Origin of the sequence: Metabacillus sp. 84, from assembly GCF_050107715.1 — a bacterium.
GTDB lineage: Bacteria > Bacillota > Bacilli > Bacillales > Bacillaceae > Metabacillus_B.
Genome location: NZ_JBNILN010000015.1, coordinates 13,260 through 34,000 on the forward strand (window position 1 = coordinate 13,260; position 20,741 = coordinate 34,000).

At 44.2% G+C, this 20,741-nt stretch carries 19 protein-coding genes; 5 read left to right on the forward strand and 14 right to left on the reverse strand.

Annotation, left to right across the window (positions count from 1 at the left end; genetic code table 11):
* Positions 1–7 precede the first annotated feature (7 nt).
* The 7 genes from ACQCV8_RS17945 to ACQCV8_RS17975 form a co-directional block, all read right to left on the reverse strand.
* Positions 8–1,513: a hypothetical protein gene (locus tag ACQCV8_RS17945; protein ID WP_426846798.1), complete on the reverse strand. Its 1,506-nt coding sequence runs from the start codon at positions 1,511–1,513 to the stop codon at positions 8–10.
* Between the two features lie 176 nt (positions 1,514–1,689).
* A complete protein-coding gene (locus tag ACQCV8_RS17950; RefSeq protein ID WP_426846800.1) occupies positions 1,690–2,253 on the reverse strand; it encodes a YdcF family protein in 564 nt (187 codons plus the stop codon).
* Between the two features lie 210 nt (positions 2,254–2,463).
* Entirely contained in the window at positions 2,464–3,678 is a 1,215-nt protein-coding gene (locus ACQCV8_RS17955) for a zinc-ribbon domain-containing protein (protein WP_426846802.1), read from the reverse strand.
* 167 nt (positions 3,679–3,845) lie between these two features.
* Complete coding sequence (locus ACQCV8_RS17960) at positions 3,846–4,073, reverse strand: hypothetical protein (protein ID WP_426846804.1); 228 nt, start codon at positions 4,071–4,073, stop codon at positions 3,846–3,848.
* 64 nt (positions 4,074–4,137) lie between these two features.
* Entirely contained in the window at positions 4,138–4,908 is a 771-nt protein-coding gene (locus ACQCV8_RS17965) for an SDR family NAD(P)-dependent oxidoreductase (protein ID WP_426846806.1), read from the reverse strand.
* Between the two features lie 315 nt (positions 4,909–5,223).
* Positions 5,224–5,805 carry a hypothetical protein gene (locus ACQCV8_RS17970; protein ID WP_426846808.1) on the reverse strand — a complete coding sequence of 194 codons (582 nt, stop codon included), beginning with the start codon at positions 5,803–5,805 and terminating at the stop codon, positions 5,224–5,226.
* Positions 5,802–6,398: a VOC family protein gene (locus ACQCV8_RS17975; protein WP_426846810.1), complete on the reverse strand. Its 597-nt coding sequence runs from the start codon at positions 6,396–6,398 to the stop codon at positions 5,802–5,804. Before ACQCV8_RS17975 ends, ACQCV8_RS17970 begins: the two co-directional genes overlap by 4 nt.
* Before the next feature lie 290 nt (positions 6,399–6,688).
* Between ACQCV8_RS17975 and ACQCV8_RS17980 the strand changes: the two genes are divergently transcribed.
* Complete coding sequence (locus tag ACQCV8_RS17980) at positions 6,689–7,108, forward strand: hypothetical protein (RefSeq protein ID WP_426846812.1); 420 nt, start codon at positions 6,689–6,691, stop codon at positions 7,106–7,108.
* Positions 7,109–7,228: 120 nt separating this feature from the next.
* Here the strand turns inward: ACQCV8_RS17980 and ACQCV8_RS17985 are convergent, their stop codons facing one another.
* Positions 7,229–8,074 (reverse strand): Cof-type HAD-IIB family hydrolase, encoded by an 846-nt coding sequence (locus tag ACQCV8_RS17985; RefSeq protein ID WP_426846891.1) that lies wholly within the window; start codon positions 8,072–8,074, stop codon positions 7,229–7,231.
* The gene (locus ACQCV8_RS17990; protein WP_426846814.1) at positions 8,074–8,847 is read right to left on the reverse strand and encodes a DeoR/GlpR family DNA-binding transcription regulator; all 774 of its coding nucleotides are present in this window, start codon (positions 8,845–8,847) and stop codon (positions 8,074–8,076) included. The genes ACQCV8_RS17985 and ACQCV8_RS17990 overlap by 1 nt, the downstream gene beginning before the upstream one ends.
* 161 nt (positions 8,848–9,008) lie before the next feature.
* Between ACQCV8_RS17990 and ACQCV8_RS17995 the strand changes: the two genes are divergently transcribed.
* Positions 9,009–9,230 carry a heavy-metal-associated domain-containing protein gene (locus ACQCV8_RS17995; RefSeq protein ID WP_426846816.1) on the forward strand — a complete coding sequence of 74 codons (222 nt, stop codon included), beginning with the start codon at positions 9,009–9,011 and terminating at the stop codon, positions 9,228–9,230.
* 228 nt (positions 9,231–9,458) lie between these two features.
* On the opposite strand, the gene ACQCV8_RS18000 is transcribed toward ACQCV8_RS17995, so the two are convergent.
* A complete protein-coding gene (locus ACQCV8_RS18000; RefSeq protein ID WP_426846818.1) occupies positions 9,459–9,608 on the reverse strand; it encodes a hypothetical protein in 150 nt (49 codons plus the stop codon).
* Between the two features lie 224 nt (positions 9,609–9,832).
* Positions 9,833–10,864: an aldose epimerase family protein gene (locus ACQCV8_RS18005; RefSeq protein WP_426846820.1), complete on the reverse strand. Its 1,032-nt coding sequence runs from the start codon at positions 10,862–10,864 to the stop codon at positions 9,833–9,835.
* A gap of 166 nt (positions 10,865–11,030) precedes the next feature.
* Here ACQCV8_RS18005 and ACQCV8_RS18010 point away from each other — a divergent pair, with 166 nt between their 5' ends.
* Positions 11,031–12,164, forward strand: coding sequence for a zinc-dependent alcohol dehydrogenase (locus tag ACQCV8_RS18010; protein WP_426846822.1), 1,134 nt, complete (start codon positions 11,031–11,033; stop codon positions 12,162–12,164).
* Positions 12,165–12,177: 13 nt separating this feature from the next.
* On the opposite strand, the gene ACQCV8_RS18015 is transcribed toward ACQCV8_RS18010, so the two are convergent.
* Positions 12,178–12,657 carry a VanZ family protein gene (locus ACQCV8_RS18015; protein WP_426846824.1) on the reverse strand — a complete coding sequence of 160 codons (480 nt, stop codon included), beginning with the start codon at positions 12,655–12,657 and terminating at the stop codon, positions 12,178–12,180.
* 539 nt (positions 12,658–13,196) lie between these two features.
* Between ACQCV8_RS18015 and mreBH the strand changes: the two genes are divergently transcribed.
* Together mreBH and ACQCV8_RS18025 are read left to right on the forward strand one after the other, a co-directional pair.
* Positions 13,197–14,204, forward strand: a complete 1,008-nt coding sequence (gene mreBH / locus ACQCV8_RS18020; protein WP_426846826.1) for a rod-share determining protein MreBH — start codon at positions 13,197–13,199, stop codon at positions 14,202–14,204.
* A gap of 765 nt (positions 14,205–14,969) precedes the next feature.
* Positions 14,970–15,722 carry a PAS domain-containing protein gene (locus tag ACQCV8_RS18025; RefSeq protein WP_426846828.1) on the forward strand — a complete coding sequence of 251 codons (753 nt, stop codon included), beginning with the start codon at positions 14,970–14,972 and terminating at the stop codon, positions 15,720–15,722.
* A gap of 36 nt (positions 15,723–15,758) precedes the next feature.
* Here ACQCV8_RS18025 and ACQCV8_RS18030 read toward each other — a convergent pair whose 3' ends face one another.
* Together ACQCV8_RS18030 and ACQCV8_RS18035 are read right to left on the reverse strand one after the other, a co-directional pair.
* Positions 15,759–19,319: a heparinase II/III domain-containing protein gene (locus ACQCV8_RS18030; RefSeq protein ID WP_426846830.1), complete on the reverse strand. Its 3,561-nt coding sequence runs from the start codon at positions 19,317–19,319 to the stop codon at positions 15,759–15,761.
* 204 nt (positions 19,320–19,523) lie between these two features.
* On the reverse strand, positions 19,524–20,732 hold the full coding sequence (locus ACQCV8_RS18035; RefSeq protein ID WP_426846832.1) for a glycoside hydrolase family 88 protein: 1,209 nt from the start codon (positions 20,730–20,732) through the stop codon (positions 19,524–19,526).
* Between the last annotated feature and the right edge of the window lie 9 nt (positions 20,733–20,741).

Genomic DNA, 20,741 nt, shown 5'->3' on the forward strand with positions numbered 1-20,741 from the left:
CTGTCCTTTATTTTATGTAGGTCACCTGGTCGATTACTACTTTAATGTCTTTTCCATAATCTTTATCGAGGAAAAAGAAAAACTCTGCCTCTTTGCCTGCTTTAATGGCTACATCTTTTGACGAAACCGTATCGTTGTATAGGAATTTTCCTTTTTTGTTATAAATTTTTATATAAAGCTGGGGATTATTCAATGTGATTTTAGTGGTATTTTTAATACTTCCTGTTACGACATACGTAAATTGGTCTTCTTGGAAAATGAGCTTACCAAGTTTAAGAGGAGGATTTTTGGATTTCATCGCTTTAGAATCCAGGACAGCCATATTCTCCTCCAGGAAGACCGGAAGTGACCCTTTGTAGCTTGCTCTGGCATTCTCTAACTCATTTAGCCTGGTTATTAGCTCCTCATTCTCATAGTTTGTATACCTTTGAGCTTCTCTGAGTGCATCAATCGCCTTATCAAAATTTTCCTTTTCCATGTGTTTATCTGATGTGTTTTTTGATAGTTCTACTATTTTATCGATCAGCTTGCCTTTGACTTCTTTAGCCTCAGCGCTTTCCAGATCCTTGATTTTTTCCAATTCCACGCCAATTTCTTTTACGGAATCCATTTCCTGGGTATCGTATTTAACCATTTCAATGATTAAATCCGTCTCTTGCTTAGAGGTTCTTGTCTCCAGTGGTGCAAAAATCGGGCTCTTCCGGGTCTGGATATCGTTGCGCACACTCGTAAGCGTATCTTTTGCTTCCCCGAATTCTTTGCTGTCGATCTTTTCATCTACAGCGGTCAAGGTCTTATCGACTTTTGATGCGGATTCAACTTCTCTTTTCACTCTTGTAATAACTGAATTACCAGGCCTAAGTTCTGATGCTTCATTCAGCTTTTTAACCGCCTGATCATAGTTTCCATCCAGAGCATACTCTTCCCCTTCATAGTGAAGGGCTTCTGCCCTTTGGTTTGTATTTTTCTCACTGGAGTGAATGGCAATGGCACTGCCCGAAAATATCAGCAGACTTGCAGCTGGAATCCCAAAGGCCAAAATTGCCTGTTTTTTAGTAATTTTCCGTTTAGGTTTCGACGGAGCGGATACTTGTCCGTGTGGAGTGTGCTCACTATTTCCAGGTATGGGATCATGTTTATTCTGGCTCTCCGCCAGATGAGGGTCCGGCTGTGATTGTGCATACAATGGTCCATTTCCAGGGTGAAACTGATCCTCTGTTTTGTGCTCTCTTTCGTGTTCATCTGGGGGGTGCCCCAAATGTTCGTTCTCTCTTTCATTGTGGGCCGCTTCATCGCTCCACCCTGTATGATTGCTGTAACCATCCATCGGTTTATCATGATTATGATTCTCCATGCCAGGGTCAGATCCGAATGAGGTTCGTGCACTTATTGAATCATCCTCTTCTCCCGTAACCTCCTCGTGATCGGATGAAAACGGCATGACTTTCGTACCACACATCGGACAAAAATCTTCTTCTCCAGTTAATTTATTTCCGCATTCACGACAAAACATGTAACCAGCCTCCTGCCATTCTTTCTATTCATTTACATTAGATAGTAAATATTAACATTAATCTTTAACCAATTTCCTACAATATGAAACATTTTTTACTGTCAATGCTTTATAAGTAAATTCGTCCTAGGCCAAGTAAGACAAAAAAGCCCTTTTTCAAAGACTTCTGCTGACATCTATAGAACACTGCGCAAATAAAAATTGGTGATGGAAAGATATTCACGCAAATATGACTTAACCAGTATAACAGTGGGAGTTTTGGCTGGAAGCCCTGTCACTTTAAGGCCCACCTGGGAAGCAATCGCTACAGAACGGTAAACATGGAAGTCATTAGTAGCAATGACACCATGCTTCGCCCCATTTGGAACCAGTTTTTTTGAAAAGGCTATGTTTTCAGCTGTACTGGAAGACTCGCTTTCTAGAACGATCCTTGAAGATTCAACGCCTAGACGGATTAAGCCTTCTCTCATTGCATCCGCTTCAGTCCTATTCTCACCGTTTCCTCTTCCTCCTGAAACGATAGCTAACGTTTTTCTGTTTTTCTTTAAATAATCTGCTGCGGTATCAATTCGGTTTTGTAAAGCATGGGACGGAACATCCCCATTCACTCTTGCACCGAGTACAATTAAGTAGTCTGCATCAGGGGCAGGCTCTGCTCCTGCATATTCCTGGATTTTAACATGTATGCAGAACAGATAGATTAGGGCCGAAAGCAATAAACCCGCTGCGGCAAATTGCATTGTTTTCTTTCTCCCCACAGTTAACCTCACCTTCATGAACCTGAGTTTATTTCCTTTTATTGTAAATAAAATACACTTTTGTGTATACCAAAAAGAGGGAGCCACGGGAAATAGCTTTTGGCCCCCTCTCTTTTTCATACGGAGCAAATCTATAAGCAGGTGCTCTGCTCCGCTCTTATTGTGTCTTCAAACTGGATAAGTACTTTCTTATTATAGGAAAGTAAATAAAACAAGAGAAACAATCATGTAGGCGATCATAACACCAAAGGCGATAAGAACACCTGCAGGGCTAGTACCGCCTTTGCTGGCTGCCATCCGCTGTTTTTCTTCACGTGAAGCTTGTGAATACCTAATTGAATCAAGCTGTTCCCTTGCATGGCTTAAATAAATCCTGTTTCCTAAAAAACCGGACGCTGCAAGCATAATCGGTACAATGAGGGCGGTGAGCCAATAGATTCCGCTTGCTGCCACTCCAAGTCCAAGGAGAATATAAATTCCTGCCGTAATGATCATCGGTGCAATCATTTTTCTATAGCCCATCCAAAATATCGTCAGGAAAAACGCCGCCCAGTTTACACTGAATTGTTTTTGCCAGCTTGAAAGATAGTAATCCCGTTTTGTCCCGGCAAAAGCACCAAGCAGCTCAGCCCCCTGCGTATTTGCGTTCACTGGCCCTGTTGTGTGCTGTGCTGGAGGGATGTGCGCTGTATTAGCCTGCCCTGAATATTCTGGCCGGTATGGGGCGGACTCGAAATGTCCGCTGCTATGTTTTTGCAGATTTAATGCAGTGTTCCCCTCATTCCTATAATCATAGGATTCCCGGCTGGGCTGCACTGAATCCGAGTGATTCGGGCTGGAATAGCCTGCAGGATGCTGGTGTCCTCCTTCATTTACTCTATGATATTCATTCTGAATAGGCTGCTGCGCAGATACTGGCTGAGATGGGTGTTTTTCTCTATCTTCTGTATGTACAGAAGCCCTTTTTTCATAATACTGCTGATCGGCTGTCTTGGTCTGGTCAGCCTGATCAGAAACTGCAAAGAGCCCCGCGTAAGCTAATTCAGGTGCCTCTTTTCCAGCATGGACAGGCTGATTATGCGCCGCCGCTCTCCCTGAATCGTAATTACCTTCATTTGGGATTTTGACAGCCGTTCCTTTTCTCTGTGGAGCTTTTTCAGGTGCATCAGTTGCCTGATGGAAAGAAGGGGCTGATAACTCTTTATCTTCTCTTAATGGAAGACTTTCCCTATCTTCAGCCTTTGCTGTTTTTGCCGAAGCTTGAGACAGCTGAGCTTCCTCAGCAGCAGCAGCCTGTTCGTGGTGTGCAGGCTCAAACGGCCTTTCTTCCTTACTGATCATGGTGCCGCATTTCGCACAGAACTTGTCCTCTGCTTTAAGCTTCATTCCGCATTTTGTACAAAACATTGGGGTGTCCTCCCTGCTATTAAATTTTTATGCAGCAAAAGTCCGCTGCTTTTACCTGAACATATTTCACATACCCTTTCCAAATATTCCAAAAACCTGTATTTTTATGGTTTGTTTGTATTTTGTATCTTGCATTAAAAAAATCCTCCTGCTGGAGGATTTTCATCTTATGCGGGGGGATGCAGCTTTACTTCCAGTCGGTAGCCAATGCTTTTCAGTGCCCGTTCAAATGCTTTCCGTGAAATTTCAAGCATGGCAGGGTCATGGCTGTTCTCTTCAATTAGCGCCCTGTAATCATTTTTTAATGCCTGAATCTGGTAAGGGTGAAGCTGCTGGGGGATATCATTATGTTCATCAATGGTAATATGGAACTCGCTGGCAGGCAATCCTGGCATAAAAACCCCTCCTACAATGAGATATAGGACGTTATTCCCTCGTCATTAAGGAACGAAACAATGACTAAAATCCGTGTATCGTCATTCCTCCATCGACAAATAATGTCTGCCCTGTTATGTAGTTACCTGCTTCTGAAGCTAAAAATGCGGCCGGCCCTACAAGTTCAGGCAGCTGTCCGATTCGTTTGAGGGGAGTAACGGCAAGCAGTCTGCTGACGTATTCTTCATCCTGCAGAAGTTTCTCCGTTAATGGAGTTTCGAAATACCATGGACCTAACGCATTGACGCGAATTCCGTATTTTCCCCATTCATAAGCAAGTATTTTGGTCATTTGAATAAGTCCTGCCTTTGCAGCGCCGTAGACGACTCCTGTAGGAAGTGCAGTGTGCCCTGCAACGGATGCAATATTGATTATGCTCCCTCCATGATTCTTCATGAAAGCGGCTGCTTCCTGTGAGGCGAAGAACGCAGATTTTAAATTGGTATCCATAATTTGATCCCATTCTGCATCCGGTACTTCCATAGCCGGTGTCCGTATATTTATTCCGGCGTTGTTAACTAAAATATCAATTCTTTCAGTTTGATCGGCAATTTCATTAAATGCAGCTTTCAATTCTTCTCTTTTCGTAACATCTGCCTGAACGGCAAAGGCTTTTTTCCCATAATCCTGTTCGATGACATTTTTCACTTCATCAAGGTCTATTTTCGTGCGGGCTAAAAGGGCAACATCTGCACCTGCCTCCGCAAAACCTATCGCAATCGCTCGGCCAATCCCTCTTCCTGCACCTGTCACGATTGCTGTTTTTCCTTCAAGACTAAATGATGGCAAAAACATGGTGGCTCCCCTTTCCTAAGTACTGATCTGAATGCGAGAATTTGCGTTCAGCCTTGTGCGGTTCCAGCACTAGTTGGACGATTACCTGCCTGTTAGTGCTGAAAAGCCATTACCTTCACTTTAAGCGGAACAAGCATCCATGTAAACTGAACAGGCCCGAAACAAAACAACCCGCGGATTTTTAACAAAAACCTTGCTAAAACAAAAAAGACCAGAGTCCGGTCCTTTAAGAGTCCATCAAATGATGTTTGTTCAAAGCATGAAACCAACTGCAATCCCCGGTGAAGCCGCTCCGGTTATGCAGTGTATTCTTCCTCATTCATATAAGATACTTTCCTCAGAATTGAATATTCCTCTGAAAGTTTTTTCACCCGGTTTAGCATCTCCAATCGTTTCGTCGTTCTCAAAAAAAGATTCTATCAGGAATTGTTCACTAGTAAAATTTTTTTCATTTTCGAATAATTGATAGGTTCCTGTAAGCAAAAAATCAGCACCCTTATGGTAAAGCGGAGAAGTTGAGGAAGGCGATAGTCTGCCGCTTTGCCCCTTTCCATTAACTCCTGCACTGATTTTCAGCAGTTTAAACCGGAAAGGTCCGTCTTTCCCCTGGTTAGGAATGGGCCCTGTATCCCTGATTTTCATTACGTATGTATAGGTTTTTTTGTTGCTGTTAAATAAGGCCTCTATTTCAAAATCGATATTGTTGACGTTGCCATGCAATTTTGACTCAGATGAGGTGTAGCGTACAAGCTTGTTCTTGCCGCTGCTTAAGTACTGAACATTCATTGTTGATTCTAAAGATTTTGGTGCAGTTTTTAATACGCCCTTAGATTCAGCAGGCTGACAGGCTGATAGAAAGACTAGCAAAAAGACAGTAATTGCTATCTCCGTTCTCATCCTAGCGCCGTACCGGAGATAAGCACGCCATTTGGATCTGTACCACTTGCAATGTTAGATAGCTTTACCTCTTTTAATGAAGGAATCTCCTCCAATTCGGTCTTAACAGAAAGATTTCTGCCAAACAGATAGACCAGATCTTTTTCCAGCCCCGCTTTCAAAACACCAAGTCTAATTTCTTCAATGGCGGGCTCTCCGGTGTCCAAAACGTCGGAATGGGTTTGAAGCTCAAGGCGAAAACCGTACGGTGTCGGGATAAAGGTCCTTCGTTCTGCCTCATCCGGTTTCCATCCAAGCTCTCTCGCCTTCTTGCATACAGTATCGTGTTGGTCTTTAGTTACAAGGAATCCAATATGGTCGAATATCACGTTCTTCCCGAAGCCGATTGTCACATTTACTTGGCCCTTTTTCATTTCAATGATTCTGAACAATGGCTGCTCCTTCCGAAAATCGTCCCAGGTGAGCGGCGGATTATAGGAATGAAAGGTCCCGTCTTTTTTCCCAATCCGCTGGCGAACTGTAAACCCCAGCTGTGAATAAAACCGTTCGGTCTTCTCTAAATTTGGTGTCCAGTAATGGTAATGGAAAATCATCGGCGGCCCCCCCTGTTTTCTATGTCCCTCTATGAACCATTTTATCACGAAATATTCTGCAATTTAATCTTTGTGCCCGTTCAGCCTGTAAGCAATCAGGAAAGTAAAATCCGATAACACTCAGGATGAATGATGAGTTCACAGCATGCGTGCGATGCGTAAACACTTCAATGCATCCCAGCGGACGAAAGAAGTGCATCGCTGGGATGCAATTTAAGAACTTACTCTGGGGATTGCGGCAAAGGGTTTGGGGAAGACTAGGCATCAAATGCACTAAAGGAGTTTCTGGTTTGGGACTATTCATCCGTATTTCGCTTGCCATGACGCTTTTCATGACTTCAGGTACTGCCAGAGCAAAAGAGGCAGACTGTCCAGATGCAAGCTTAATTGAAAGGACATCCCTTAGAGACCGGGATGCACTAATCGCCTCTCTCGGCAGACTGGTACCGGAAACGTTTGGCAAGAACAGCCGCTATGTCCGGTGGGAAGCCGGCCGCGTTCTCCCGCTTCCGCTCGCGAAAGGGCGGTGGGAATACAATCATTACAACATGGCAAAGCATTTTTGCGGGAAACCGATCGCCCGCCAATCCTGGCTTGTTCATCTCTCCTTTAAAGCCTGGAAAGACCGGTATGGACCCGGTCAAGATAATCAAATTTATGCAGTTAAATTAAAAACAACAGGCTGGACAGTATGGTTTCGTTATTATTAAAGAATGCAGCTATCTGCCGACTGGACGCTGCCGATGGAGCAGCTTATGAATTTACAGCTGCAATCAAAAATCTGCCCCGTCACGCCCCTAATATGAGGTTACGCCGGCGGCAGATTAGGTTTATAGACTGTTCAGCATCTGGGCTACACCGTTCTCGTCATTTGTTCCACAAATTGTCTGGCTTATTTTCTTAATTTCATTTCTTGCATTGCCCACTGCAAAGCTTTTTCCTGCCACCAGGAGCATGGATTCATCGTTCATGCTGTCACCGATTGCCGCTGTTTCTTTAAGCGGGATGCCAAGTTTTTCTGCAAGCTTGCCCAAGGCGATTCCCTTCGATGCAGATTCGTGCTCCAATTCAAAGTTGTGGTGTGCAGATGTAACAATCGTCAGTCCTTCAGTATCTTTGAATTGATTCCATCCGTTCAGCCGTTTCTTTTCATTGAAGGAAAAGGCGAGAATATTGTAAATTTCCGCATGCTCCGGAATGCTTTTGAAGGAATCAACAAAAGCAAAACCCGATTGGCTGTATTGTTTGGATGCCGCAAGCTGCAAATCTTTCAGTGAAACTTCAGGGTTCGCACTCACAAGCCGGTCCATTTCTATTTCCAGCAATTCTCTGCCGCTTTGGGGTGTGTAGATAGCTTTTTCGCTGAACACCTCATAATAAAACTCCTGCTGTTCCAGCCATTCCAGTATACCTTCAGCCTTTTCCCTGCCAATCGGTACAGAATGAAATAAATTGCCTTGCGGATCATGGATGGTCGCACCGTTGGCTCCAATAACCCAAGGCTTCAGACTGCTGTCCCTAAAGATTTCAATAACGTCAAAATGAGCTCTGCCTGTGGCAATGATGACCTCAATTCCTTTATCTCCCGCTCTTTTTATAGCTTCAGCATTTTCCTTGCTGATTTCACTTTTACTGTTTAAGAGTGTGCCGTCTAAATCGATCGCTGCAAGTTTAATCATCCTGTTTCCTCCGCATCTGCAATCAGCAGTTCCACTTTGTGTTCATCCAGCCTCTCCAACATCTTTTTTGAGGGCTCTTTATCGGTAATGAGCATATCTATTTCTTTTAAGTCCGCAAATTTAAAAAAGTCGGTATGTTCCATTTTTGAATGGTCCGCAAGTACGATAACCTGAGCTGCCTGCAGCAGCATTTTTCTTTTCACCATTCCGTCTTCCTCATGGGCTATAGTCAGCCCGCCTCCGGACAACCCAACTACTCCTATAAATGCTTTATCCACATGATATCTGGAAAGCTTATCCAAAACAGCAGCGCCGTATAAAAACCCATGTTCTTTTTGAAGCTCTCCTCCAAGCAAATGGATCCTGACACCGCTTTTCGAAGCAAGAATTCCCGCTTGATGAACGGAATTGGTGATCAGGGTGCATTCTCCTTCGCTGATTTCTTCAGCGCATGCCTGTACAGTAGTTGAAGCGTCGAGGATGATGGTATCTCCTGCCTGAATGAGCGCCGCAGCTTTTTTCCCAATTCTTTTTTTCTCTGCAGAAACGTGATTCAGCCGGTTTGTATAATCTTTAATCACATGATGGGCGGATGGCAAAATGGCTCCGCCGCGGGTCCGAATAATCGATTGAAGCTCTTCAAGCTTTACAAGATCTCTTCTGGCTGTATCACGGGAAACTTGAAAGATTGAACATATTTGATCAACTGATATCCGCTTTTCCTTTTTTAGCACATCCAATATGGCTTTCAGCCGCTCTTCCTGATACATAACCATCCGCCTTTATAAGCTTTTGTAAGTATTACATAAGTTATTATAAGTTTTATCCTTAAAGCATGCAATAAAAAATAAAAAACAAATCCAATTACATATTTTTTGTTTTTTGGGGTATGGATTGGCATAAGGAAATTTACTTGGGGGAGAGCTGTACAATGAGGGAAACGACGATACAAGTAAAAGAAGCGCTGACAGAGGAGAAAATTCAAATGATTGAATCGCGCTTAGCGCAAACGGAAGGAATTGAACGTTCGCTGGTGGATGTCCAGTCCGGGAGTATTTGGGTGTCTTATAACGAAATGAAAATGGCTCCGGAATTAATTATGAAAGCCCTGAACGAGCATGGCATGGAAGCAGAGGAAATCCAGAACGCGTAACCGTGTAATATTGTTCTGCCTCCCAATTAGACAGGCTGCAGCCGTGCTGGCTGGATAGGCGGGTGCAAGAATGTGGCTCAAATTCCACAAACCTGCCGACAGAATGATATCAGCCCCTTCACACACTTATGCTGAAACTTAAACATATCACCGGCAAAAAAAAAGACTCAGAGCATGCTCTGAGCTTTTTTATTTTCCCAGTGACCGAGGCTCTTTCCTTCCGCACGATCAATGATTCCCGCTGTGCAGGAATAGGGTTTTACTGGACTTGGCCACTTTAGAAGCAAGGCTTGCAAAGATGATCCAAAACAAATCATTGCTTGAACCTGTTACCTGTTTTGCAGCCTCGAGCAGCCGTGAAGCCCAGCCTTTCCCCACTGATCCACCCCATGTTTCTCCAATTTGTAATAAAAGCAGCAGATTGAATTACACGCTCTCAGCTTCTTATCAAAATTTTTTTAAGCAACGGGAGGCTGTCACCCTCTCCAGTCCTTAATTTATGTGTACGAAACCGCTTCTACACAAAATCCCCCCGGGTATCTGCCGGGGGGTACTTTTCAGCTGTTTTTTTCAGCAGGATTTATCCTTCAAGCCCCTTCCGGTTATTCGGCTGAGAAGGCCCACTTCGTTTGAGCCCGGTATTCCTCCCCGCTTATTAATACAATGGAAGGAAACGTTTCGTGATGAACTGCATCCGGAGGCATCTGGGTTTCCAGGCAAACAGCCATATGCTTTTCTGCCCTTTTCCCCTCCTGAAGCACAATATCATTTCCCATGGAATTGCTAGTATAGACAATGACAGCAGGCTGATCGGTTACCGCCCTCAGAAGTCTACCGCTGTTTTTCTCATAGAGCACCATTTCCTTTCCTTCATCCAGGAGAAAAGGATGGTCATACCCTCCCCCGGCAAGGCAAATCTGTTCATGACCTGAATGAATTCCATCAGCAAGCACTCTGCCATTGCGAAAATCGAAAACCGTTCCTTCCGTTTCCAAGGCTCTCCCGGTAGGCAGGGAATGGTCATTCAGCTCGAGAAAGTGTGCGCTCGGAAGCGTTAGCTGATGGCTAAGTACGGAGTCCTTTAAAGATCCGCTCAGGTTGAAGTATGTATGATTGGTCATGTTAAGAACCGTATCCCGGTCTGACTCTCCATAATAGGTTAAAATCAGCTCATTTTCCTCTGTAAGTTCATAACAAACCTTCAGTTTCAGATTCCCCGGGAACCCCTCTTCCCCATCCGGGCTTTCACAATAAAATTCCACACCAGATTCTGTTTGGCTAGAGGACCATACCCTGTGTGTTAACCCCTTTTCACCGCCGTGGAGATGGTTCCCCTCCTGATTTTTAGTAATTGAGAACGTTTCGTCACCAACAGGCAATTCACCGTTTCTAATTCTGCCGCCAACCCGGCCGACAATTGCACCAAAATAGGGAACTTTGCTTATGTAATCTTCCAATTGGCTGCAACCGAGCACAACGTTCTCGAGCGCTCCATTTCGGTCGGGTACAAGAATTCTGGTAATGGCACAGCCATATTCTATGCAGGTTACTTCCATCCCGCTGCTGTTTTGCATGGTATACCTATATACGGGGCGGTTATTCAAATGCCCAAAAACGCTTTTCTCAACTTTCATGATGGACTCCTTTCAGCTGCTCCAGTCTTTTGCTAGATTGAGCATAATCCTAATTCAGGTGATTGTAAAGAATTCAAATAACCATCTTTTGTCATAATTTCAGGGTTAGGGTTGGGTATACAGGGTATTAAAAAACTGTCTAACTACTTAACTGGGAGAGTGAAAAATGAAGGCCGTTACGTACCAAGGCAGTGAGAAAATTGAAGTTAAACAAGTTGAGGATGCTCGGATTCAGGAAAACACGGATATGATTGTGAAAATTACATCTACAGCCATTTGCGGTTCTGATTTGCATCTCTATCAAGGCAACATGCCAATAAATAAAGATTATGTCATCGGACACGAGCCGATGGGTATTGTCGAAGAGGTCGGTTCTGATGTAAGCAATGTAAAAAAAGGAGACAGGGTTGTCATCCCCTTCAATATTGGCTGCGGTACTTGCTTTTACTGTGCCAATCAGATGGAAAGCCAATGCGATAACTCCAATCCGCTTGGTGAGCAAGGCGGGCTGTTTGGTTTCACAGAAATGTTCGGAGGGCATCCGGGAGGACAGGCCGAATACCTTCGAGTGCCATATGCTGATTTTACCTCTTTCGTCGTTCCTCCATCGTGTGAACGCGAGGATGAAGACCTCCTGTTTATGTCGGACGTTCTTCCAACCGCGTATTGGAGTGTTGAGAATGCTGGAGTTAAAGCTGGCGATACCGTTATTGTTCTCGGCTGCGGACCGGTGGGACTGATGGCTCAGAAATTTGCAGCAATGGCAGGTGCTGAACGGGTCATTGCAGTGGACCAGCTGGACTACAGACTGAAAAAAGCAAAACAAATGAACCAGGTGGAAACTTTTGATTTTACTTCACAGGATGATGCAGGCTCTTATTTGCATGATTTTACGAATGGAGGAGCAGACGTTGTCATCGATTGTGTAGGTATGGACGGCAGAATGACAGCGATGGAGAAGATTGGCCAAAAGCTGAACCTTCACGGCGGCAGCCTGGGCCCCATCCGGATTGCTTCTGAAGCAGTGCGCAAGTTTGGAACAATTCAGCTGACAGGAGTATACGGAGCTTCCTATAATGAATTTCCGCTTGGAGATATTTTCTCAAAAAACATTACGATGAAGACCGGACAGGCTCCCGTCATTCATTTCATGCCAAGGCTGTATGATATGATTGAATCCGGGCAGCTCACTCCGTCAGAGATTGTATCCCATCAGATTCCGCTCGACGAAGCCTCACATGCCTACAGCATCTTCAATGAACATGAAGATGCCTGTGTAAAAGTTGTTCTAAAGCCATAATAACAGGGCGATCCTATCCGGATCGCCCCATTTTTTTCATTAGCAGAAACAGCAGGCAGCCTATACCACCGCCAAGCGTATTCAACAGCAAATCATCCACATCAAATACACCCAGGGCTAAGGAGAGCTGACTCCCTTCAAGCAGTAAACTAAAAAGAAAAGAAAGGAAAATCATCAGCCAGATATTCCTTAGCTTTTTCAGAAATACAGGCAATAAAAATCCAAAAGGAATAAATCCTGCTAAATTCCCCATAAGATTAGGGATGCTTAATCCCGGTCTGCTTTCGGCCACCATCAAATACCTTTTAACAGTAGAAAGCGGGACCATATTGCTGTAAGCCAGATTCTGCTTAACGGTGTCCTTGCTCAGACCCGCAATATGGCCCGGTGTATCTGCAAGCGGAATATCCTTAAACAGGATCAATTTGAGCAAAAACGCCAAGTATATGATGAACGCTGCTGCCGCTACAGTTTTTATCTGTTTTTTTACCATTGTTTATCAATCCAGCTTTCATTTGCGAATCTGTACCACATTCACCTATACTTCCCCTCTTATCCAGCATTGTAACCCTAACTTATCGGCGCTGCTAAATTTGACAGCCGATTTCAGCCAGCTGGCGTCCGCTGATAATCCTTGGACGGGCGGTAAGCTTTCTTACTGCTTTGCGGATGCGTTATCTTACCTGTCCCGCTGCTCTCAAGCTTAAAGTCTTACGTCTACCGCTCCAATCAATAGCTGTTAGTAAAATAGCCAGCTTACTAAAATACTGTATCAGATTGTAAAAGAGAATAATAGAAGGATTTCCCGGTTTATAAAGACGCTCTTTAATCGAGATCGGGTATAATACAAAATCAGAGTATAAGATTTCCCGGTAAGGCAGGGTGAAAAGCTCTTGCAGATTCCGGTTGCGCCTATCTCTTTGATAATTTTTCGCATTCCCACAACATTCCATTGAAACCAACCCCCATAAATCGACATAATGAGGAGAAGCCATATATAAGTCTCGAATTCTATAAAGAATGGGTGAAACGATGTTTTCTAATACTGAAATAGGAATTGATCTTGGAACAGCCAATATATTGGTTTACACGAAAAATAAAGGGATTGTGTTAAATGAACCGTCCGTAGTTGCCATTGATACTGAAACAAAAAATGTGCTTGCAGTCGGTGCCGAGGCAAAAAGCATGATCGGGAAAACCCCCGGCAAAATTGTAGCCATCCGTCCATTGAAAGATGGAGTTATTGCTGATTATGATGTCACAACAGAAATGCTAAAACAAATTATGAAAAAGGCTGGCAAACAGCTCGGTTTTTCAATTAGAAAGCCTAGTGTAGTTGTCTGCACTCCATCCGGTTCCACTTCCGTCGAACGCCGTGCCATCCATGATGCGGTTAAAAACTGTGGCGCAAAGCATGTTCATTTGATCGAAGAACCTGTTGCCGCAGCGATTGGAGCGGACCTCCCGGTAGCTGAGCCTGTTGCCAATGTGGTTGTAGATATCGGAGGAGGCACAACGGAGGTTGCGATTATATCATTTGGAGGAATCGTTTCCTGCCACTCGATCAGAATTGGCGGAGATCAGCTGGATGAGGATATCGTGACATACGTCCGAAAAAAATACAATTTGCTAATCGGAGAACGCACAGCCGAGCAAATAAAAATTGAAATTGGCTATGCTTTGACCGATCATGAGGAAATTACGATGGAAGTACGCGGGCGTGATCTCGTAACCGGTCTGCCTAAAACCATTGAGCTTCGTTCCACTGAAATTCAGCAGGCGATGAAAGAATCCTTGTTGCACATTCTCGAAGCAATCCGGGCCACTCTCGAAGATTGCCCGCCTGAACTAAGCGGAGATATTGTGGATCGCGGAGTCATTTTAACCGGGGGAGGAGCTCTTCTTAACGGAATGCAGGATTGGCTCAGCAACGAGATCGTCGTTCCTGTCCATCTGGCACCGAACCCTCTTGAATCAGTAGCGATTGGAACCGGGCGTTCTCTTTCTGTTATTGATCAGCTCCAAAAAGCAGCTAAATAAACAGAGTCTAAAACCCTGCTTCTGCAGGGTTTTTACGTACTTAAGAGTGGCCTGCGAAGCTCCGGGACCTCCACGCATGATCAGTGCAAATATGTGATTCCGCTATCTTTATTATCAGCTCATTACCGGAATAGACTGCCTCGTTACGTCATGGGGATTGCTTATTATGAAGAGACGATTAGCTTTTTTTGTTCACTTTAAACTGATCCTCCTTTTAATCATGCAAAATTGGCGAATTAACACATTTTTTGTCGAAAAGTCGATATATAAAAATAATAGCCGATATAACAAAATAATAGCCGATATATAGAAATTTCGGCCGATAAATGAAATAATCGGTCGATATGATATGATTTACGGTCGATATCCTGAAGATTCGCCCCTCGCTGCAGCTTAAAAAGCCTTATTAATAGCCAAAACTGAGCATTTTTAAGGAAAATGAATAAGCTTGCATGCATGAGCGGGCCATATAAGCTCAAAAATGCAATCTTAGAGATGTTATAAATGCCATCAATGGCCGCACAAATCTAATTTCAAAAAGTTCAGGCGATGCACCTGCTTTTAAGGGGTGCCTGCATCCTTTGCATTGCCGTGAAAGAGTATGCTTTTGTGCAGGAGAGTACAGGCACCGTTCCATGGCCATTTATACCTGATAGATAGTAAGGGCAAATCACCACTTAGTCATTCCATAAATAGGTTTAGCTTCTGTTTAAGTAATATAATTTAGGGAATAAACATGGTAGAAAATGTCGGGGGGAAAGGTTTTTGGAGAACATATTGATAAACAATGAATTAATAAAAAAAGCGATGGACTCTGCACATATTGGCATATCGATTACGGACCCGTCCTTATCGGATAATCCCCTTGTTTACGTAAATGATGGGTTTATTAAAATGACCGGTTATTCGTCTGATGAAGCAATCGGGAAAAACTGCCGCTTTCTTCAAGGTAAAGAAACCAGTTCAAGAACGGTCAGCAGAATTAGAGAATCGCTTAAAAACGAAAAGCCTTTTTTGACAGAAATATATAACTACCGTAAGAACGGCACCGCTTTTTGGAACGAGCTTCATATTGAGCCCGTTTTCATCGAAAGTGAGCAAAAGACGTATTTTATTGGTATCCAAAAGGATATCACAAAGCAGAGAGAATACCTGGATAAAATATCTGAGCTTTCCACTCCCATTGTGCCTATAAATGATCATTTGTCCGTACTCCCCTTGATTGGAGAACTGACTGTTAAACGATCAGAGGAACTTATTAATACAGTGTCCTCTTATGCCGCCCAATCGGGTGATCAGGCAATCATCGTCGATCTTTCAGGCTTGATTAAAGTGGAGAAGGATGAAGTAGCCAGACTGCTCAAACTATATAGCGTTTTAAATATGATGGGAACTGAGCTTATTCTCACAGGAGTGACTCCTTTGCTTATTCTTGAAACCAGTACAGATTTGATTGCAGAGCTTTCCGGAATTCGTACTTATATGAATGTTAAGCAGGCGATTAAAGCATTTAATTAAACAGCCCCCTATTTCAAGGGGGCTGTTTCCATCGGGCTATTTTTCTATAACTGTTACTCCACCCCATTTTTTTCCTTCCGTTTTCTTTCCGTTCACCGTTATCCTTTCATACCCTTCACCTTTTATCATCAGGGTAGCATGTTTCATGATGGTTTTATCCGGCAGTACGATAGTTAAATTCTCCCCGGCTGCCATTACTTTAATCGGAAGGTCACTGCAGCTTTTGCCTACCCCCGGGAGAATGGTCACATTCCCTGCAATAAGCCCCCCCTCTTCGGTTTCTGGATTGGCAATTAAGCAGGTCATCCCCTTCTCATCGGTTATTTGAATTCCATTTTGATCAAACCATTCTGCTTCAATATTCTCTTCGGCAGCACTGAATACATTTACGAAATGGGCTGCTTCTCCGTTTTGACGCTGAAATAGAACGGGTTCTTTTTGGTCCGGTTTTGAAGATGGACCCGGTCCATCAGCAGCAGCCACTTCCTTGAATCCTGTATTGAGTGCGGTCATCTTCAACGTTTTTCCATCCAGTTTCCATTCTGCTTTAAACGATTGATCTGTATGGGCACTTCTCGGATTTTCCAGGAATTGATAGCCGTTTTGTGAACCTAGCGGAGAATGCCGCTCAGTCAGGTTCAGATCAGAAGAAAATTCCCCAAGTCCATGAAAAACCCAGTCATACTGTTTTATGGCTCCTGGACTTGAGGCCTCCATCCAGTCCACTGTATAACGGTCTGTCATAAATATAGACCTTTTCATGCTTACGCCGGGATATGCTTGATTAGCTTCAGCATTCATGAATTGGAGGTTTTTCCCTGCGGCAAATTCTTTCAGCTCACCCTCTTCTGCTTTTTGTGAGGCGCCATCCACAACGAGCGTATTGTGGCTGACTGTTTGCTTATACCAGCCTGTGTATAAGACATGACCGTAGCTCGGCGTTCCGAAATCTGGTGCAAAGGCTTTTCCGTTTGCGAAAAGATCAATATGGAGCTTATCCGGATGCCCGTGAGACCCTCCGTAAGGTCCATAATCCATCACGACATACATATCTCCTGATCTTAAAACTCCCTGGCCCGCACCCTCGAAATTCCGGCTCATCCATTTATGAGCTCCATTTTTCGGAATCGGCAGGGCTCCTTTAAACAGAGCAAATTCTCCTTCTCTGGGGGTTTGGTGATATTTTTGCCCGAGAAGCCATGCAAAGCTTGAAGTTCCATAAGCAGAAAAAGCACCCTCGTAGTCAAAATTCCCTTTTTTCGAAATCGAATCGACCAGGGAGCTGCCGTAGCCGCCTCCATCGTTATTGAAGGGGAGCCCCAAATTTGGATAAGCATAATCAAGAGGCATAGTGTACATCTTTTTGAGCTCAGGACTGCTGTATAAATCATATCCCCAGCTTGCAGCTCCGTCAGCCAAATGCTGAAGAGCTCTTAGTGCATATAAATGATAAGCAATGGAGCCCTCCCACCAAAATCCATCTGAAAGGACACTTTCTTTCATTAGATAGTGAAAGCCATGTTCTCCATTAATGGCAAATTCCATGTACTCTTTTTCTCCCAATGCAAATCCAATCATTCCGACAGCCGCATTATGCCATGCCTGCCAGTTGGACCGGCCCATGTCATATTCACTGATTGTAATGGCAGACGGTCTTAGCATATTCAATTCTATATTTGCCAGATCCTGGTCCGCCATCAGTCCGCTGTCATACAGAAGATCATACGTATAGGCTAAATCCACCATACTGACTGATTCATCAAGCGTCTGCCAGTAAAGTCTTCCCCCCCTTGCCTGCTTTGCGTAATTTGGATAATGGTTTGCATACGAGATCAGAATCTCAGCTGCCTTCTCTCCGTATCGTGCATCTCCACTCAGTTTGTGGGCTACTGCGAGAGTGCGGGCAGCTTTAACCAGTTCATTATGGCGGTAATAACGCCAGCCGGCATCATAAGAATCTCCTGTATAATATCGGTCTTCAGCAGGGCAATAATGCTTATTCGGGCTCGAGGAATCATACTGAAGCTGTGAGCTGTCATCACACAAGAACCACATTCCGTGCCCGCCCGCCTTATCCAGCACCTCCAGGTTTGCCAGTAAGTGCTTATCGGCTTCAGCAAGCAGCTTTTGATAATAATCAGCTGCCCAGGGCTCGGACTGAATTCTTTTTTTCCCTTCTGAGAGTTCCTGGACGGATATAAATGATTTAGGCCTCGCATGGATAGCAGGTTCCCACTTTACCGCTTTTCGTTTCAGCTTGACTTGAAAACTTGCACCCAGTTTAAGGCGGGAAATAATCGAAATGGTCATTGTTTGTTCATCTCCTGCCGGACTCTCATTAGATTCTTTCCAGCGTACCGATATGGTTTTGGATTCACCGGGTTTGAGTTCACCGGAAGTCTCGCTTAGTTTTACTTTGCCGGCGTATTCTTCCGGAATGCTCACTTCAAAATAATCGGTTTCCGCTGCTTTATTTAAGATGGTTACTAAATATGTCTGCTCCTGGTCTGGGAGACCTTCTTTACTGATGGATTTCGGAGAGACTTGAAAGGATTCTCTTACAAGCTTCAAATCATCTAAATATACAACCGTTTCCGGGTCCGGAGGCTGATCGCTGTACCAGAAGGAATGGAAAGTAAGTTTATTGACAGCATCAAGACCAAGCGGCTTCCGCGAAGGAGAGAAGTTTTTCAAATCAATGGACACAAGCTTCCACCCTGTCCAATCAATCTTCAATCCTGTGAGATAATAATCGAAGCCTTCTGTTTCAGGATCATCTGAATCCAGTATAGGGTAAATGGTCGTACCGGTTGCTTTTTCGGAATACATCCAAAACTCAAGCTTATCATAGCGTGACCAGTCCTTTGGAATCGCAGTGGACTGGACGGCTTTTTTCACCGGCATGTTTTCCCATTTTCCGCTATAGAGTCCCTCTTTAACAAATTCAGTGTTTTCCGTTACTGAGGTCCACTTCTTGGAATCTTCAAAACCGTCTATGTGCAGAATATCAGATTCCATCATATATTCCAGAGTCATTTGGTCCAGAACGAGCCGGGTTTCCGGATCCGGAGTTTCTCCATACCAGGAACTGTGGAGCCGTAATTGATCAATTTTGTTAAAGCCTGCAGGAGTGTAGCCTTTGCGAAAGGAGTAGTAGGGAAGCGTAACTTTTTGCCATCCCTGCCATGTAGTTTGAATAGAGGCAATATAGTAGTCAAGCTGTGGAGTAGCAGGATTATCTGAGTAGAGGACCACATAAATCCGGTCATTCGTTGCCTTTTCAGAATGGACCCACAAGTTCAGCGAATCATAGGAGGACCAGTCAGCAGGAATGGCCGATGTTTCGACGGCTTTCATCCATTTTCCGCTGACCGGATCGGTAATGTTCCATCTCCCGGAAAAGCTGCCTTCATGAACAACTTCCTGTTCGGATGTCAGCCCTCTCCATTGAGATACATCTTCAAAATCCTCGATAACAAGCTGTGCTTCCTCATGGTTTTCTTCCTTTGGCGGAACGTTTTCCTCAGCGGACGCAGGCCAGCCTGGCATCAGCAGCAGCAGCGAAAGCAAAATAACCAATCCCCTTTTAAACTTCATCCTTTTCCCCCGGTTAAAGCCCGCTCACATGCCTTTATTTTGGAAGAAAGCAAGTGAATCTGTCTCTATGATCATGAGCCGAACCGTATTTTTGAGAACGCTTACATTATTATGATTTGGCATAGCTGTAAATCTGTTAAAAAAATCAGGGAGACTCTATGAAACATATGATAAACGGAGTACTGCCCTGATCGATCAAGCTGTTTACCAATAAAGATTCCAATTTTTCTTCAGCCGGACAAGACCTTCCATATAATAATAGTCTCCCCATAAATTCCCCTCATCCACACCGAGGTTTTCCGGTTTTGCATAGACTCCATGCAGCAGAAGAGCGTTGGATTCGGGCATATTTCTAGTTGAGTAGCCTGTGTAAAGGTCTTGCAGGATTGCAGCAGCAGCCCTTTCATAATATCTTTGGCTGTCTTTAATCTCGGTATATTTTGCAAGTTCCAGCAAGCCGCAGGCCGCGATGCTTGAGGAGGAACTGTCTTTCTCCTCCCCGCTGTCATCTGAAAAAGCCAAATCCCAATAGACCACACCGTCGGCGGGCGTTCTATTTAAAAAATAATGGGCCAGCTTTTCAGACATTTGAATAAACTCATGGTTCCCAGTATATTTATAGCTTAATGGAAAACCATAGATTCCCCACGCCTGTCCCCGGGCCCAGCAGGAATCATCCCGGTACCCCTGATGGGTTTTCCCATACCTGGCATCCCCTGTTTCCGGATCGAAAAAATAGGTGTGGAAGGTAGAGGCGTCCTCTCTGACAATCCACCTGTAAGCGTTGTTTGCATGTTTTTCCGCAGCCGCTTTGTATTTCATGTCCCCTGTAGCCTCCGAAGCCCAGTAAAGCAAAGGTAGGTTCATGAGACAATCAATGATGATTCTTCCTCTTTGCAACGGATCATTCAAGTCTCCCCACGCCTGAATAATGCCTGCTTTTTCAAAGTACCGGCTCATAAGGTGATCAGCGGCCATTAAAGCAGCTTCTTTTGCTTTTTCATTGCCAGTCAGTTTGTAGGCGCTTACGCAGGAAAGCGTATATAGAAATCCCAGATCATGATGGTCACAATCGATTTTCTGGACAATTCGGTCATGAAAACTATCGATGTGGACTTCTGCTGCCCTTCTGTATTTTTCATCCGCGGTCACCTCATAGGCAAGCCAGATCATTCCCGTCCAAAAGCTTGTCGTCCATCCGTGGTTGCCGCCCCGATCCTGTCCGGGCTTTTCAGGTTTTCGGATATAATAACGGTTTTCAACGGTCGTGTCATCCGGAAATGCATGGGTAAAATCTTCAAGGCTTGAGCTGATTTTTTCCAGAGCATGTTCCATTGCCTCATCAATAAATTCAAGTGAAGCAGAGACTGTTTTATACTTATCCGTTTTTATTCCCTCGTTCACCACATTCACAGCCGATTC